This window comes from Pseudomonas sp. WS 5411 (assembly GCF_012985595.1).
In the GTDB taxonomy this organism is placed as follows: Bacteria; Pseudomonadota; Gammaproteobacteria; order Pseudomonadales; family Pseudomonadaceae; genus Aquipseudomonas; species Aquipseudomonas shahriarae.
The window spans coordinates 87257-103648 of sequence record NZ_JAARMC010000013.1; the positions used below are offsets into that span (position 1 = coordinate 87257).

The window sequence follows — 16392 nt, forward strand, 5'->3', positions numbered from 1 at the left end:
TTGGGTTCCTGGGGACTGCGCCTATCTTGGCGTGCAGGGCAGTGGCCTGCAAGTTGTCGTTTAGCGACACCGCCGGGGTTTTGGGGTTGGGCACCCGTACGCTTTGGTGCATGATGCAAGGTAGCCAACAGATCGAGATGACTCATGCTGGACGAGCTACTTCGCCGGGTAACCAATCACACGCCACGCACGCTGGAAACTGACAGCCGTTTCCCCGAGGCCGCCGTGCTGGTGCCGATTACCCGCAGCGACGAACCCGAGCTGATCCTGACCCTGCGTGCCAGCGGCTTGTCGACCCATGGCGGCGAAGTGGCGTTTCCGGGTGGGCGCCGTGACCCCGAAGACCCGGACCTGGTGTTCACCGCGCTGCGCGAGGCCGAAGAGGAAATCGGCCTGCCACCGGGCCTGGTGGAAGTGATCGGGCCCTTGAGCCCGCTGATCTCCCTGCACGGCATCCGCGTGACCCCGTATGTGGGCGTGATCCCCGACTATGTCGAATACCTGGCCAACGATGCCGAGATTGCCGCCGTATTCAGCGTGCCCCTGGAGTTTTTCCGCCAGGACCCGCGTGAGCACACCCACCGTATCGACTACCAGGGCCGCAGTTGGTACGTGCCCAGCTATCGCTTTGGTGAATACAAGATCTGGGGCCTGACGGCGATCATGATCGTCGAGTTGATCAACCTGCTCTATGACGATGCCGACATCAGCCTGCACCGTCCGCCGAAAAGCTTTATCAATACTTAAGCCATCGTTTGAATGGCAAGCCGTGAGGGAAGACCATGAAATACCGCCTGGGCGATGCCCGCGTCGAGACACATCCAGATAGCTGGGTAGCCCCCAATGCCACGCTGGTGGGCAAGGTCAAGCTGGAGGAGGGCGCTAACGTCTGGTTCAACGCGGTGTTGCGTGGCGACAACGAACTGATCCTGATCGGCAAGAACAGCAACGTGCAGGACGGCAGCGTGATGCACACCGACATGGGCTACCCGCTGACCCTGGGCACCGGTGTGACGGTGGGGCATAACGCCATGCTGCATGGCTGTACCGTCGGCGACTACAGCCTGATTGGCATCAATGCGGTGATCCTCAACGGCGCCAAGATTGGCCGGCACTGCATCATCGGCGCCAATTCGTTGATCGGCGAAGGCAAGGAAATCCCTGATGGCTCGCTGGTAATGGGCTCGCCCGGCAAGGTGGTGCGGGAGTTGACCGAGCAACAGAAGAACATGCTGGAGGCCAGTGCTGCGCACTATGTGCATAACTCTCAGCGCTACGCCCGTGACCTGGTCGAGCAGCCGGAATGAACCCGGTTGAACGCTCCGTCGCCTCGCCCTGCGTGAGCATTTGTGCGCTGGATGACGACGATATCTGCACCGGTTGCCAGCGCAATGTCGACGAAATCACCCGTTGGAGCCGCATGGACAACGCCGAGCGCCGGGTGGTGCTGGGGTTATGTCATGAGCGGGCTAAGGCCAGTGGGGTGTTGTGGATGATTCCTGGGAAATCTGGCGCCTGACAGGGCGCTATCGCAGGCAAGCCAGCTCCCTCATTGTTGAAATGCATTCCAATGTGGGGGCTGGCTTGTCTGCGATGAGGCCCCTCCAGACGACATCCCTTTAATTGTGTACCCTGTGCGCATTACCCACAGGTCCCTCGCCCCATGCTCTTCCTGATCGCCTATATCAGCAGCGTCGTGCTGATCAACTTCGCCTTTTCCACCGCCCCGCACCTGGATGTCATCTGGTCCGCCTGGGGTGGCCTGGTGTTTATCCTGCGGGACATGGTGCAAACGCGCTTCGGCCACGGGGCGATTATCGCCATGCTCGCGGCGCTGGTGCTCTCCTACATTACCTCCGATCCGTCCATCGCCCTGGCCAGCGCCACGGCGTTCGCGGTCTCCGAGTGCATCGACTGGCTGGTCTTCAGCATCACCAAGCGCCCGTTGCATGACCGGCTGTGGATCAGCTCGGCGCTGAGCATTCCCCTCGATACCTTTATCTTTTTTGGCCTGATCGGCGCGTTGACGCCGGCGGTGGTCGGTACCGCCCTGGCCTCGAAATTTGCCGGGGTCACCGTGGTGTGGCTGGCCATGGCCTGGCGTTTGCGGCGCCAGCGTGTCGCCAACTGAGGCCAATGCCCGCCGTTCATGTAAAATGCCGGCCTTTCTCCCCCTGATCCGCTCCCCTGAGGACCTGAGATGACCCGAATCGGAACTCCATTGTCGCCAACCGCGACCCGCGTATTGATGTGTGGCTGCGGTGAGCTGGGCAAGGAAGTGGTAATTGAGCTGCAGCGCCTGGGCGTTGAAGTGATTGCCGTGGATCGCTACGCCAACGCGCCGGCCATGCAGGTGGCGCATCGCAGCCACGTGATCAACATGCTCGACGGCGCAGCCCTGCGTGCGGTGATCGAGGCGGAAAAGCCGCACTTCATCGTCCCGGAAATCGAAGCCATTGCCACCGGCACCCTGGTGGAACTGGAGGCTGAAGGTTTTACCGTGATCCCCACCGCCCGTGCGGCGCTGTTGACCATGAACCGTGAAGGCATCCGCCGCCTGGCCGCTGAAGAGCTGGATCTGCCGACCTCGCCGTACCATTTTGCCGACACCGTGGAAGACTACCGCAAGGCCGTCGAAGACCTCGGCTTCCCCTGCGTGGTCAAGCCGGTGATGAGTTCGTCGGGCAAGGGCCAGAGCCTGTTGCGTAGCGCCGATGACGTGCAGAAAGCCTGGGACTACGCCCAGGAAGGCGGGCGTGCAGGTAAAGGTCGGGTGATCATCGAAGGGTTTATCGACTTCGACTACGAAATCACCCTGCTGACCGTGCGTCACGTCGGTGGCACCACCTTCTGCGCGCCTGTGGGTCATCGTCAGGAGAAGGGCGACTACCAGGAGTCCTGGCAGCCCCAGGCCATGAGCCCGGCGGCCCTGGCCGAATCCGAGCGCGTCGCCAAAGCCGTGACCGAGGCCCTGGGTGGTCGTGGTCTGTTTGGGGTCGAGCTGTTTATCAAGGGCGACCAGGTGTGGTTCAGCGAAGTCTCGCCGCGCCCTCACGACACCGGGCTGGTGACCCTGATTTCCCAGGACTTGTCGCAGTTTGCCCTGCACGCGCGGGCGATTCTTGGCCTGCCGATCCCATTGATCCGCCAGTTCGGGCCTTCGGCTTCGGCGGTGATTCTGGTGGAAGGGCAATCGACCCAGACGGCGTTCGCCAACCTCGGCGCGGCCCTGAGCGAGCCGGATACCGCACTGCGTCTGTTCGGCAAACCGGAAGTGAATGGCCAGCGTCGCATGGGCGTGGCGTTGGCGCGGGATGAGTCGATCGAGGCTGCCCGGGCCAAGGCGACCCGTGCCTCTCAAGCGGTGGTTGTAGAGCTGTAAAAGCATCGCGGGCAAGCCCGCTCCCACATGTGGAAGGCGTTCCAGTGTGGGGGCGGGGTTACCCGCGATAGCGCTCTATCAGGCGACCTTGTTCAAATCGTTATCCCGCGTCTCTTTCAGGCACAGCACCGCAATCAAGCTGAGCAACGCTGCCGCCGACACATACCCGCCGACATAACTCAGCCCACCCATCGCCACCAGTTTGGTCGCGAAAAACGGTGCGGCCGAAGCCCCGACAATCCCGCCCAGGTTATACGCCGCCGACGCCCCGGTATAACGCACGCGTGTCGGAAACAGTTCCGGTAACAAAGCCCCCATCGGCGCAAAGGTCACGCCCATCAGGAACAGTTCCAGGCACAGGAACAGCGCCACGGCCCAGGTCGAGCCGTGGGTCAGCAATGGTTCCATGGTGAAACCCGACAGAATCGCCAGCACCGCACCGACGATCAACACCGGCTTGCGCCCATAGCGGTCACTGGCCAGGGCTGCCAGCGGTGTGGCCGCGCCCATGAACAACACGGCAAAGCACAGCAGGGCGAGGAAGGTTTCGCGGCTGTAGCCCAGGGTGCTCACGCCATAGCTCAGGGAAAACGCCGTAGTGATATAGAACAGCGCATAGCACACCACCATCGCGGCCGCGCCCAGCAGCACCTGCAACCAATGCTGGCTGAACAGCTCCACCAGCGGCACTTTTACTGGTTTTTCCTTGGCCACGGCGTTGGCGAACACCGGGGTTTCATGCAGTTTGAGGCGCGCATACAGGCCCACCATCACCAGCGCGGCGCTGAGCAGGAACGGAATGCGCCAGCCCCAGCTACGGAATTGTTCATCGTCCAGGTTCATCGCCAGGATCAGGAACAGCCCATTGGCCGCCAAAAAGCCAATGGAAGGCCCCAGCTGCGGGAACATGCCGAACCAGGCACGCTTGCCCTTGGGCGCGTTTTCGGTGGCCAGCAGCGCGGCGCCGCCCCATTCCCCGCCCAGCCCCAGGCCCTGGCCGAAACGCAGCACGCACAACAGGATCGGGGCCCAGGCACCAATGGTGTCGTAACCCGGCAACAGGCCGATCAGGGTGGTGCACACGCCCATCAGCAGCAAGGAGGCCACCAGCGTCGACTTGCGCCCGATGCGGTCACCGAAGTGGCCGAACAGCGCCGAACCCAGTGGCCGCGCGATAAAGGCGATACCGAAGGTCAGGAACGCCGCCAGCATCTGCGCGGTGCCGGAACTCTGCGGGAAGAACACCGGGCCGATCACCAGCGCGGCGGCCGTGGCGTAGATATAGAAGTCGTAGAACTCGATGGCGGTGCCGATGATGCTCGCGGTGGCGACCCGGCTGGTCGAGTTGGTCGGGGCGGCGGGAGCGGCCTCGTTATAGGTGGTGCTCATTGAGGTATCCCTGATGGTCATTGCGCGCTTGGCGCGGATTATTATTGGTCTTGCACCCATGGATCAGGGCAGTGCGCGGCGTTGGCTCGGGATGGGAGCGGGTACCGGTCAGACACGGGGTTGCGGTGCCTGGACACGCTCAGTGCGGATAGCACGCGGTCGGGCGGGGCTTGGGTAAGCGCGATTGATTATAGGAAGGGGGTTGCGCTGCAAACAAGGGCTGGAGCGCGGTCTTAGCGGCTGAAAAGATCAAATGTGGGAGAAGCGGGCGCCTCGGTGTATCAGTGACACTGAGGTGAGGCTATCGCGGGCAAGCCCGCTCCCACACGGGCTTGTCCACCGTGAGTCAGGTGGCAATCGGCGCTGAGCCGATATGCCAGATCAACACCTTGCTCACCCGATTGTCTTCAGTTTCGAGGATTTCCAGGCGATAACGGCCGATCTTCACGCACACCGAGCAATCGGGAATGGTCTCCAGCGCTTCGGTCACCAGGCCGTTGAGGGTCTTGGGACCGTCGCTAGGCAGGTGCCAGCCCATGCACTTGTTCAGCTCGCGGATCGACACGGCACCGTCGATCACATAGCGGCCGTCAGGCTGGGGCTGGATCAGCGGGTTATCCAGGCTCTGCTCGCTTTCGAATTCGCCGACGATCTCTTCCAGAATGTCTTCCAGGGTGACGATGCCCAGCACTTCGCCGTATTCGTCCACCACCATGCCCAGGCGGCGTTGCTGCTTGTGGAAGTTGAGCAATTGCAGCTGCAGCGGCGTGCTTTCCGGGACGAAGTACGGCTCGTGGCAGGCTGCGAGCAGGGCTTCCTTGGTCAGGCTGGCATCGGGCAGCAGGTGCTGGATCTGCCGGGTGTTGAGCACCGCCTCGACCTGGTTGATATCGCTGTGGAACACCGGCAGCCGCGTGCGCTTGGAGCTGCGCAGTTGTTCGATGATCTCCTCGATAGGGTCGTCGAGGTTGATGCCATCGACTTCGCTGCGCGGCACCAGGATGTCATTGACGGTAATGTTGTCCAGGGCGTGGATGCCCGGCATGCCCGGCCGAGGGTCGTCGTTCGCGTCAGAGGCTTGCTCGTCGGACGGGTCGCTCTGTGGCTCGTCGCTTTTCTTGACGATCCCCGACTTGCGTTCGAAAGGGCGCAGCAACAGCAGGCTGAGGCCATTGAGCAGCCAGGCCAGGGGATAGAGGATTTTCAGCGGCACACCCAGCAGCGTATTGCCAAACCCCAGCACCGCGTGCGGATAGCGGGTGGCGAGGGTGCGCGGCAGGTAGTCGGCCAGCACCAGCAACAGCCCGCTGGAGACCAGCCAACCCAGCCAGGGACCGTTTTCGGCCCAGGCATAGATCGCCAGCAGGGTGCACAGAATCACCACCACCGCGCGGCACAGGGTGTTGCACAGGATCAGGCTGTTGCGCGGGAAGTTGAGGCGGGCGGCGGCCTTGTCGCCCTGGCGCGTACCGGGGCGCAGGGCCAGCAAATGGAGCTGGGCCGCCTCGATGGCGGTAAACAGCGCCGACCACAAGACCAGCAGCGCGACTACCGCGAGCATCGGCTCAAGGGGCAAGTTGTGCATGATTGCCGCCCGTCAGATATGCAGGATGAATTCGCGAACCAGCTTGCTGCCGAAATACGCCAGCATCAGCAGGCAGAAACCGGCCAGGGTCCAGCGGATCGCCTTGTGCCCGCGCCAGCCCAGGCGATTGCGGCCCCACAGCAGCACGCTGAACACCACCCAGGCCAGGCACGCCAGCAGGGTTTTGTGCACCAGGTGCTGGGCGAACAGGTTCTCGACGAACAGCCAGCCGGAAATCAGCGACAGCGACAGCAGCGTCCAGCCGGCCCAGAGGAAACCGAACAGCAGGCTTTCCATGGTCTGCAGCGGCGGGAAGTTCTTGATCAGCCCGGAAGGGTGCTTGTGCTTGAGCTGGTGGTCCTGCAAGAGCAGCAGCAACGCCTGGAACACGGCGATGGTGAACATACCGTAGGCCAGGATCGACAGCAGGATATGCGCGAGGATGCCCGGCTCCTCGTCGATCACCTGCACCGTGCCGGTGGGGGCGAATTGCGCCAGCAGCACTGTCAGCATCCCCAGGGGGAAGAGCAGCAACAGCAGGTTCTCCACCGGGATCCGCGCGCAGGCCAGCAGCGTCAAGGCAATGACCGCAGCGGCAATCAGGCTGGCGGCGCTGAAAAAATCCAGGCCCAGGCCCACTGGTGTCATCAGGTGGGTGAACAGGCTGGCAGCGTGGGCCAGCAAGGCGAACACGCCGAGGCCGGCCAGCAGGCGTTTGTCCGCCCTGGCGCGTTGGGCCAGACGGGTGCCCTGGTAGAGGGTCGCAGCGGCATACAAGAGTGCGGCGGCGAGACTGGGTAGCAAACTGGGTGACAAAGGGAGCATAAATCCTGTTAGGCAAGCCCGAAAGCCGATGAGTTTGGCACACACCTGCGTTCCACGAAAGACCAGCGGGCCAGACAGCGGGTGTGCATGACGGCAGTCTTCGCTATAATCCGCGACCTGCCCACGCCGCAGGCTCGCCAAGCGCTGTTTTTAATAGCGATTTACGCAGCCTGGGCCGCCATTACCTCGGTCTACCGATGCACTTCGATGAATAGGGCCTGAAAGGATCGCGCATGTTTGAAAACTTGACTGACCGTCTCTCGCAGACGCTGCGCCATGTCACCGGCAAGGCCAAGCTGACCGAGGACAATATTAAAGACACCCTGCGCGAAGTGCGCATGGCGTTGCTCGAAGCCGACGTTGCCTTGCCTGTGGTCAAGGATTTCGTCAACTCGGTCAAGGAGCGTGCGGTCGGCACTGAAGTGTCCCGCAGCCTGACGCCGGGCCAGGCCTTTGTGAAGGTCGTCCAGGCCGAGCTCGAAAGCCTGATGGGTGCGGCCAACGAAGACCTGAACCTCAGCGCCGTGCCGCCGGCCGTGGTGTTGATGGCCGGTTTGCAGGGGGCGGGCAAGACCACCACCGCTGCCAAGCTGGCGCGCTTCCTTAAAGAGCGCAAGAAAAAATCCGTGATGGTGGTGTCGGCGGACGTGTACCGTCCGGCCGCGATCAAGCAGCTGGAAATGCTCGCCGGTGAAATCGGCGTGACCTTTTTCCCGTCCGATCTGAGCCAGAAGCCGGTCGACATCGCCAACGCTGCCATTAAAGAAGCCAAGCTCAAGTTCATCGACGTGGTGATCGTCGATACCGCCGGTCGCCTGCACATCGACGAAGAGATGATGGGCGAGATCAAGGCGCTGCATGCCGCGATCAACCCGGTAGAAACCCTGTTCGTGGTCGATGCCATGACCGGCCAGGACGCGGCGAATACCGCCAAGGCCTTTGGTGATGCCCTGCCGCTGACCGGCGTGATCCTGACCAAGGTCGACGGTGATGCCCGTGGCGGTGCCGCACTGTCGGTGCGCGCAATCACCGGCAAGCCGATCAAGTTCATCGGTATGGGCGAGAAGACCGAAGCGCTCGAGCCGTTCCACCCTGAGCGGATCGCCTCGCGGATCCTCGGCATGGGCGACGTGCTCAGCCTGATCGAGCAGGCCGAGCAGACCCTCGACAAGGACAAGGCCGACAAGCTGGCCAAGAAGCTGAAAAAGGGCAAGGGCTTCGACCTCGAAGACTTCCGCGATCAGCTGCAACAGATGAAGAACATGGGCGGCCTCGGCGGCCTGATGGACAAGCTGCCGAACATCGGCGGTGTGAACCTGGCGCAAATGGGCAATGCCCAGGGTGCGGCAGAGAAGCAGTTCAAGCAGATGGAAGCCATCATCAACTCCATGACCCCGGCCGAGCGCCGCGACCCTGAGCTGATCAGCGGTTCGCGCAAACGTCGGATCGCCATGGGTTCCGGCACCCAGGTGCAGGACATCGGTCGCTTGATCAAGCAGCACAAGCAGATGCAAAAGATGATGAAGAAGTTCTCCGCCAAAGGCGGCATGGCCAAAATGATGCGCGGCATGGGCGGTATGATGCCCGGCCGTGGCATGCCGAAGATGTAAAGAATTCGCGCAAGGGCTTGCTCTTGCGCAGACCCACAAGGATGTGGGATCTCCAGCAAACCCGCCGTTGGCGGGAGCTGACTCGCCGTTTTAACCGACGGCTCTATAGCAGATCTGAATGGCCCGCGGTCAGGCGCCGGAAAAAGACATTTGCAAAAGTCCGGATATTCCTTAGAATATGCGGCCTTTCGGGCACCCATGCCCGCTGTGCATTTAGATTTGCAGCACCGACTACAGGAACGATGTTCACATGCTAACAATCCGTCTTGCCCTTGGCGGCTCCAAAAAGCGCCCGTTTTACCACTTGACCGTAACCGACAGCCGCAACCCGCGCGACGGTTCGCACAAGGAACAGGTTGGTTTCTTCAACCCTGTTGCTCGTGGTCAAGAAGTTCGTCTGTCCGTGAACCAAGAGCGCGTAGCCTACTGGCTGAGCGTTGGTGCACAGCCTTCCGAGCGTGTTGCCAAGTTGTTGAAGGACTCGGCTAAGGCCGCAGCCTGAGCAATATGAACGCGACGCCAGCTGTTGCTGATGATTTGATCGTTATCGGCAAGATTTACTCTGTTCATGGCGTTCGCGGCGAAGTGAAGGTGTATTCCTTTACTGATCCGACTGAAAACCTGTTGCAGTACAAGACCTGGACGCTCAAGCGCGAAGGTAGTGTGAAACAGGTCGAGCTGGTCAGTGGACGTGGGAACGATAAGTTCCTGGTCGCAAAGCTCAAGGGTCTCGATGATCGTGAAGAAGCGCGTCTTCTGGCCGGTTATGAGATCTGCGTGCCGCGCAACCTGTTCCCTGAATTGACCGACGGCGAGTACTACTGGTACCAGCTGGAAGGTCTGAAGGTTATTGATCAACTCGGGCAATTGCTCGGGAAAATCGACCATCTTCTGGAAACCGGCGCCAATGATGTAATGGTGGTCAAGCCTTGCGCTGGCAGCCTGGATGATCGCGAACGCCTGTTGCCCTATACCGAGCAATGCGTGTTGGCCGTCGACCTGGCAGCGGGCGAGATGAAGGTGGAATGGGACGCGGACTTCTAAGCGTGGCTAATTTGCGCATTGAAGTGATCAGTTTGTTTCCCGAGATGTTTTCTGCCATCAGCGAGTACGGCATCACCAGTCGGGCGGTGAAACAAGGGCTCTTGCAGCTCACTTGTTGGAACCCGCGAGACTACACGACGGATCGACATCACACTGTGGACGATCGCCCATTTGGCGGTGGCCCGGGCATGGTGATGAAGATCAAGCCCCTGGAAGACGCCCTGGTTCAGGCCAAGGCAGCAGCAGGGGAGAAGGCGAAGGTAATTTACCTGTCCCCTCAAGGCCGTCAGCTGAAACAGGCGGCGGTACGCGAACTGGCGAATGAGGAAGCACTGATCCTGATTGCCGGTCGCTATGAAGGCATTGACGAGCGTTTTATTGAAGCTCATGTCGATGAAGAGTGGTCGATTGGGGACTATGTCCTGTCTGGCGGTGAGCTGCCGGCGATGGTCCTGATAGATGCGGTTACACGACTGCTGCCTGGAGCTTTAGGGCATGCGGACTCCGCGGAGGAAGATTCCTTCACGGATGGTTTGCTGGATTGCCCGCACTACACCCGACCGGAGGTGTATGCGGATCAGCGTGTTCCCGACGTGTTGCTAAGTGGCAATCACGCACACATCCGGCGTTGGCGTTTACAGCAGTCCCTTGGTCGGACCTATGAACGACGCGCCGATCTTCTGGAAAGCCGCTCGCTTTCTGGAGAAGAGAAGAAGCTGCTCGAGGAATACATCCTCGCGCGGGACGATAGTTAACAACGTATCGATGGTAGATCCGACGATCTACCTTAGGAGCACAGCATGACTAACAAAATCATCCTTGCACTCGAAGCAGAGCAGATGACCAAAGAGATCCCTACCTTTGCCCCGGGCGACACTATTGTCGTTCAGGTGAAAGTGAAGGAAGGCGACCGTTCGCGTCTGCAAGCGTTCGAAGGCGTCGTAATCGCCAAGCGTAACCGTGGTGTGAACAGTGCTTTCACTGTTCGTAAAATCTCCAACGGTGTTGGCGTAGAGCGTACTTTCCAGACCTACAGCCCGCAAATCGACAGCATGGCCGTTAAGCGTCGCGGTGACGTACGTAAAGCCAAGCTGTACTACCTGCGTGACCTGTCCGGTAAAGCAGCTCGCATCAAGGAAAAACTGGCTTAAGTCCAGCTTCCCGATGCAGAAAAAAGCAGCCTACGGGCTGCTTTTTTGTGCCTGAAATTTGCCCCTTGCCCGGAACCCGTTCATGACCACCCGCCTCGAAGAAATCCAGCGCCGCACCGACCTGTCCGTGACCCATGTAACCAAAGCCGTATTCCCGCCGACCACCAACCACCACAACACGCTGTTTGGCGGTACTGCATTGGCCTGGATGGATGAAGTGTCGTTCATCACCGCCACGCGCTTTTGCCGTTTGCCGCTGGTGACGGTGTCTACCGACCGTATCGACTTCAATCACGCGATCCCGGCCGGTTCCATCGTCGAGCTGATTGGCCGCGTGATCAAAGTCGGTAACACCAGCCTCAAGGTGGAAGTGGAGGTGTTTGTCGAGAGCATGAGTGCCGATGGCCGCGAGAAGGCGATCCAGGGTGTGTTCAGCTTTGTCGCAATTGATGACGATAAGCGCCCGGTGCCAGTGCTGCCTGGGTTTGTAGACTGATCCGAGACCGCGTCGCCGCTATCGCAGGTCAACCATCTCCCACATTAGCCATGCATTTTCCTGGGGGCGCGGGCTTGCCTGCGATAGGATCTACCAGACACTAAAGTACTCAGCCTGAGCCCCCATGCCCGCCATTGACCACCCCCTGATCGACCGCTTCCTCGACGCCCTCTGGCTGGAAAAAGGCCTGTCGGACAACACGCGCCAGTCCTACCGCAGCGACCTGGCCCTGTTCAATGGCTGGTTGCTGGAGAGAAACCTCGAGCTGAGCCACGCCGGGCGTGAGTTGATCCTCGATCACCTGGCCTGGCGCCTTGAGCAGAACTACAAGCCGCGCTCCACTGCGCGATTCCTCTCGGGAGTGCGTGGGTTTTATCGCTATTTGCTGCGGGAAAAGCTGATTGCTGTCGACCCGACCCTGCAAGTCGATATGCCGCAACTCGGCAGGCCGTTGCCCAAGTCCCTGTCAGAAGCCGACGTCGAAGCCCTGCTGGCCGCGCCCGACCTGAGCGAAGCCATCGGCCAGCGCGACCGCGCGATGCTGGAAGTCTTGTATGCCTGCGGCCTGCGCGTCACCGAGCTGATCAGCCTGACCCTGGAGCAGGTCAACCTGCGCCAGGGTGTGTTGCGGGTGATGGGCAAGGGCAGCAAGGAGCGCCTGGTGCCCATGGGCGAAGAGGCAATCGTGTGGGTCGAGCGCTATATGCGCGATGCCCGCAGCGAGCTGCTCGGCGGGCGCCCCAGTGACGTGCTGTTCCCCAGCCTGCGCGGCGAGCAGATGACCCGCCAGACCTTCTGGCATCGCATCAAGCACCAGGCCAAGGTCGCCGGGATCGGCAAGTCGCTGTCCCCCCACACCCTGCGCCATGCATTTGCCACCCATCTGCTCAACCATGGCGCGGATTTGCGCGTGGTGCAGATGTTGCTGGGCCATAGCGACCTGTCGACCACGCAGATTTATACCCATGTGGCGCGGGCAAGGTTGCAGGACCTGCATGCCAAACATCACCCAAGGGGCTGACAGGCCCCAATTTGGCCGCCAGCGTCTGCCCTGGCGCCCAATTGTGGTAGGCTTTGCCGGTTTGCAAAGGGGACGGTCCCGAGCCGTGTTTCCAGATCGGCGTCCTGGCCTTCGTCCCTGCATCTGCCTTCAGGAGTTCCCATGCGCTTGACCCAGATTTTTGCCGCCGCAGCCATTGCGTTGGTTTCAACCTTTGCCGTCGCCGATGACGCCGCCGAGAAGACAATCCGTAAGAGTCTGGAAAGCCTCCAGCTCGAAACCCCGGTCGAAAGCATCAGCGCCAGCCCGATGGCCGGCCTGTATGAAGTCAAGCTCAAGGGCAGCCGCGTGCTGTATGCCAGCGCCGACGGTCAGTACATCGTCCAGGGCTACCTGTTCCAGTTGAAAGACGGCAAGCCGGTCAACCTCACCGAGAAGGCTGAGCGCGTTGGGATCTCCAAGCTGATCAACGGTATCCCGGTGGCCGAGACCGTGGTCTACCCCGCGATTGGCGAAACCAAGACCCACATCACTGTGTTCACCGACACCACTTGCCCGTACTGCCACAAGCTGCACGCCGAGATACCTGCGCTGAACAAGATGGGTGTCGAAGTGCGTTACGTAGCGTTCCCGCGCCAGGGCCTCGGTTCGCCGGGCGACGAGCAACTGCAAGCGGTATGGTGCGCAACCGACAAGAAAGCAGCCATGGACAAGATGGTCGATGGCAAAGAAATCAAGTCCGCCAAGTGTGCCAATCCGGTTTCCAAGCAGTACGCTCTGGGTCAGTCCATCGGGGTGAACGGTACGCCGGCCATCGTCTTGGCCGACGGCCAGGTCATTCCGGGCTACCAGCCTGCGCCACAAGTCGCCAAACTGGCACTGGGTGCCAAATAAACAGTATTGTCGAGCCTTTGACGATCAGGCCCGCCGACACGTCGACGGGTCATTAACAGAGAGCCGCAGTTGTGCGGCTGTTTTTCACGGCCGACCTTGAGTCGGCCGTTTCATGGGGAGTTCTTCAGTGAAACCGGTCAAAGTAGGCATCTGTGGGTTAGGGACCGTCGGTGGCGGCACCTTGAACGTACTTCAGCGTAACGCTGAGGAGATTTCCCGCCGTGCAGGGCGCGGGATTGAAGTGGCACAAATTGCCATGCGTACGCCAAAGCCTCAGTACCAAACGACCGGTATTGCGATTACCAACGATGTCTTCGATGTGGCCACGAACCCTGAAATCGACATCGTCATCGAGTTGGTCGGCGGCTACACCGTCGCCCGTGAGTTGGTGCTCAAGGCCATCGAAAACGGCAAGCACGTGGTTACCGCCAACAAGGCGCTGATTGCCGTGCACGGCAACGAAATTTTCGCCAAGGCCCGCGAGAAGGGCGTGATCGTGGCGTTCGAAGCCGCAGTCGCTGGCGGTATCCCGGTGATCAAGGCGATCCGCGAAGGCCTGTCGGCCAACCGTATCAACTGGGTTGCGGGCATCATCAACGGCACCGGTAACTTCATCCTTACCGAAATGCGCGAGAAGGGCCGTACCTTCGAAGACGTACTGGCCGAAGCCCAGGCCCTGGGTTATGCCGAAGCCGACCCGACGTTTGACGTAGAAGGTATCGACGCGGCGCACAAGCTGACCATCCTGGCGTCTATCGCTTTTGGTATCCCGCTGCAGTTCGACAAGGCCTACACCGAAGGCATCACCAAGCTGACCACCGCCGACGTGAACTACGCCGAAGCCCTGGGCTACCGCATCAAGCACCTGGGCGTGGCGCGCAGCACCGCTGCCGGTATCGAACTGCGCGTACACCCGACCCTGATTCCGGCCGACCGCCTGATCGCCAACGTCAATGGCGTGATGAACGCGGTGATGGTCAATGGTGATGCGGCCGGTTCGACTCTGTTCTACGGCGCCGGTGCCGGCATGGAGCCGACGGCTTCGTCGGTGATCGCCGACCTGGTGGACGTGGTCCGTGCCATGACCAGCGACCCGGAAAACCGCGTGCCGCACCTGGCCTTCCAGCCGGATTCGCTGTCGGCCCACCCGATCCTGCCGATCGAAGCCTGCGAAAGCTCCTACTACCTGCGGATCCAGGCCAAGGATCACCCGGGCGTGTTGGCCCAGGTGGCCAGCATCCTCTCGGAGCGCGGCATCAACATTGAGTCGATCATGCAGAAGGAAGTCGAAGAACACGACGGCCTGGTGCCCATGATCCTGCTGACCCACCGTGTGCTGGAACAGCATATGAACGATGCCATTGCCGCGCTGGAAGCCCTGCAGGGCGTGGTCGGGCCGGTGGTGCGGATCCGCGTCGAACACCTGAACTAACGATAGGTTGCAGAGGCCCCGCAGGTTCGGCGGCCTCTGTTCAAGAATGTTGTAGAGGAGCCAGTCATGCGTTACATCAGCACCCGCGGCCAGGCACCGGCCCTGAATTTCGAAGACGTCCTGCTCGCAGGCCTCGCCACTGACGGCGGCCTGTACGTGCCGGAAAACCTGCCACGCTTCACCCAGGAAGAAATCGCCTCCTGGGCTGGCCTGCCGTACCACGAGCTGGCGTTCCGGGTCATGCGCCCGTTCGTTACCGGCAGCATCCCCGATGCCGATTTCAAGAAGATCCTCGAAGAAACCTACGGCGTGTTCTCGCACAACGCCATCGCCCCGCTGCGTCAGTTGAACGGCAACGAATGGGTGCTGGAGCTGTTCCACGGCCCGACCCTGGCGTTCAAGGATTTCGCCCTGCAACTGCTCGGTCGCCTGCTGGATTACGTGCTGGAGAAACGCGGCGAGCGCGTGGTGATCATCGGTGCCACCTCCGGTGACACCGGCTCGGCGGCCATCGAAGGCTGCAAGCACTGCGAAAACGTCGACATCTTCATCCTGCACCCGCACAACCGCGTATCGGATGTGCAGCGCCGGCAGATGACCACCATCTTCGGCGAGAACATCCACAATATCGCGGTCGAAGGCAACTTCGACGACTGCCAGGAAATGGTCAAGGCCAGCTTTGCTGACCAGAGCTTCCTCAAAGGCACGCGTCTGGTTGCGGTGAACTCGATCAACTGGGCGCGGATCATGGCCCAGATCGTCTACTACTTCCACGCCTCGCTGCAGCTGGGCGGGCCGGCACGTTCGGTGTCGTTCTCGGTGCCGACCGGCAACTTTGGCGATATCTTCGCCGGTTACCTGGCACGCAACATGGGCCTGCCGATCAACCAGTTGATCGTCGCCACCAACCGCAACGACATCCTGCACCGCTTCATGAGCGGCAACCAGTACGTCAAGGAAACCCTGCACGCGACCCTGTCGCCGTCGATGGACATCATGGTCTCGTCGAACTTCGAACGCCTGCTGTTCGACATGCACGGTCGTAACGGCGCGGCCCTGGCCGGCCTGATGGACAGCTTCAAGCAGGGTGGTGGTTTCAGCGTCGATCAGGAGCGCTGGACCGAGACCCGCAAGCTGTTCGACTCCCTGGCCGTGGACGATGCCCAGACCTGCGAGACCATCGCTGAAGTCTATGCCCAGACCGGCGAGCTGCTGGACCCGCACACCGCCATTGGCGTCAAGGCCGCGCGCGAATGCCGGCGCAGCCTGGACATCCCGATGGTGATCCTCGGCACGGCCCACCCGGTGAAATTCCCTGAGGCGGTGCAGAAGGCCGGTGTCGGCAAGGCTCTGGAACTGCCGCCGCACCTGGCTGACCTGTTTGAGCGGGAAGAGCGTTGCACGGTATTGCCTAATGACCTGAAGGCTATTCAGGCGTTCGTCAGCCAGCATGGCAATCGTGGTAAGCCGCTCTGAGTTCTGAAAGGCTGCACGAATAAGGCAAACGGCGCTTGTCCAGAGATGGGGAAGCGCCGTTTTTCTTGGCGGGTATCGCGCCCTGTTTTTGATCCAGGGCGCCCCGTT

18 protein-coding genes are annotated in these 16392 nt (G+C 61.1%); 15 read left to right on the forward strand and 3 right to left on the reverse strand.

Annotation, left to right across the window (positions count from 1 at the left end):
* Positions 1–144 precede the first annotated feature (144 nt).
* From HBR93_RS18230 to purT, 5 genes are all read left to right on the forward strand, one after another.
* Complete coding sequence (locus tag HBR93_RS18230) at positions 145–747, forward strand: CoA pyrophosphatase (protein WP_057959545.1); 603 nt, start codon at positions 145–147, stop codon at positions 745–747.
* A gap of 35 nt (positions 748–782) precedes the next feature.
* Positions 783–1307: a gamma carbonic anhydrase family protein gene (locus HBR93_RS18235; RefSeq protein ID WP_057437985.1), complete on the forward strand. Its 525-nt coding sequence runs from the start codon at positions 783–785 to the stop codon at positions 1305–1307.
* Positions 1304–1519, forward strand: a complete 216-nt coding sequence (locus tag HBR93_RS18240; protein WP_169960790.1) for a DUF1289 domain-containing protein — start codon at positions 1304–1306, stop codon at positions 1517–1519. The genes HBR93_RS18235 and HBR93_RS18240 overlap by 4 nt, the downstream gene beginning before the upstream one ends.
* Positions 1520–1663: 144 nt before the next feature.
* Entirely contained in the window at positions 1664–2131 is a 468-nt protein-coding gene (locus tag HBR93_RS18245; RefSeq protein WP_029296170.1) for a VUT family protein, read from the forward strand.
* A 69-nt stretch (positions 2132–2200) separates the two neighbouring features.
* Positions 2201–3382, forward strand: a complete 1182-nt coding sequence (purT, locus tag HBR93_RS18250) for a formate-dependent phosphoribosylglycinamide formyltransferase (RefSeq protein ID WP_057437989.1) — start codon at positions 2201–2203, stop codon at positions 3380–3382.
* Between the two features lie 78 nt (positions 3383–3460).
* On the opposite strand, the gene HBR93_RS18255 is transcribed toward purT, so the two are convergent.
* From HBR93_RS18255 to ccsA, 3 genes are all read right to left on the reverse strand, one after another.
* Complete coding sequence (locus tag HBR93_RS18255; protein ID WP_029296174.1) at positions 3461–4771, reverse strand: MFS transporter; 1311 nt, start codon at positions 4769–4771, stop codon at positions 3461–3463.
* Positions 4772–5117: 346 nt separating this feature from the next.
* Positions 5118–6356 carry a transporter associated domain-containing protein gene (locus HBR93_RS18260; RefSeq protein ID WP_057437991.1) on the reverse strand — a complete coding sequence of 413 codons (1239 nt, stop codon included), beginning with the start codon at positions 6354–6356 and terminating at the stop codon, positions 5118–5120.
* A 12-nt stretch (positions 6357–6368) separates the two neighbouring features.
* Positions 6369–7172: a cytochrome c biogenesis protein CcsA gene (gene ccsA, locus HBR93_RS18265; RefSeq protein WP_169960791.1), complete on the reverse strand. Its 804-nt coding sequence runs from the start codon at positions 7170–7172 to the stop codon at positions 6369–6371.
* A 242-nt stretch (positions 7173–7414) separates the two neighbouring features.
* Between ccsA and ffh the strand changes: the two genes are divergently transcribed.
* The 10 genes from ffh (at position 7415) to thrC (ending at position 16284) form a co-directional block, all read left to right on the forward strand.
* Entirely contained in the window at positions 7415–8791 is a 1377-nt protein-coding gene (gene ffh, locus HBR93_RS18270; RefSeq protein ID WP_029296179.1) for a signal recognition particle protein, read from the forward strand.
* 250 nt (positions 8792–9041) lie between these two features.
* Positions 9042–9293, forward strand: a complete 252-nt coding sequence (gene rpsP / locus HBR93_RS18275) for a 30S ribosomal protein S16 (protein WP_003175899.1) — start codon at positions 9042–9044, stop codon at positions 9291–9293.
* Positions 9294–9298: 5 nt separating this feature from the next.
* Positions 9299–9835, forward strand: coding sequence for a ribosome maturation factor RimM (gene rimM / locus HBR93_RS18280; RefSeq protein ID WP_010565276.1), 537 nt, complete (start codon positions 9299–9301; stop codon positions 9833–9835).
* The gene (gene trmD, locus HBR93_RS18285; protein ID WP_024077235.1) at positions 9817–10590 is read left to right on the forward strand and encodes a tRNA (guanosine(37)-N1)-methyltransferase TrmD; all 774 of its coding nucleotides are present in this window, start codon (positions 9817–9819) and stop codon (positions 10588–10590) included. Before rimM ends, trmD begins: the two co-directional genes overlap by 19 nt.
* Positions 10591–10635: 45 nt before the next feature.
* The gene (gene rplS, locus HBR93_RS18290; RefSeq protein ID WP_003175895.1) at positions 10636–10986 is read left to right on the forward strand and encodes a 50S ribosomal protein L19; all 351 of its coding nucleotides are present in this window, start codon (positions 10636–10638) and stop codon (positions 10984–10986) included.
* A gap of 82 nt (positions 10987–11068) precedes the next feature.
* Positions 11069–11482 carry an acyl-CoA thioesterase gene (locus tag HBR93_RS18295; RefSeq protein ID WP_057437995.1) on the forward strand — a complete coding sequence of 138 codons (414 nt, stop codon included), beginning with the start codon at positions 11069–11071 and terminating at the stop codon, positions 11480–11482.
* Between the two features lie 124 nt (positions 11483–11606).
* Positions 11607–12503, forward strand: a complete 897-nt coding sequence (gene xerD, locus HBR93_RS18300; protein WP_057437997.1) for a site-specific tyrosine recombinase XerD — start codon at positions 11607–11609, stop codon at positions 12501–12503.
* Positions 12504–12644: 141 nt separating this feature from the next.
* Positions 12645–13376: a thioredoxin fold domain-containing protein gene (locus HBR93_RS18305; protein WP_057437999.1), complete on the forward strand. Its 732-nt coding sequence runs from the start codon at positions 12645–12647 to the stop codon at positions 13374–13376.
* 127 nt (positions 13377–13503) lie between these two features.
* A complete protein-coding gene (locus tag HBR93_RS18310; RefSeq protein WP_029296281.1) occupies positions 13504–14808 on the forward strand; it encodes a homoserine dehydrogenase in 1305 nt (434 codons plus the stop codon).
* 66 nt (positions 14809–14874) lie between these two features.
* Positions 14875–16284: a threonine synthase gene (gene thrC, locus HBR93_RS18315; protein WP_029296283.1), complete on the forward strand. Its 1410-nt coding sequence runs from the start codon at positions 14875–14877 to the stop codon at positions 16282–16284.
* Positions 16285–16392: the final 108 nt, after the last annotated feature.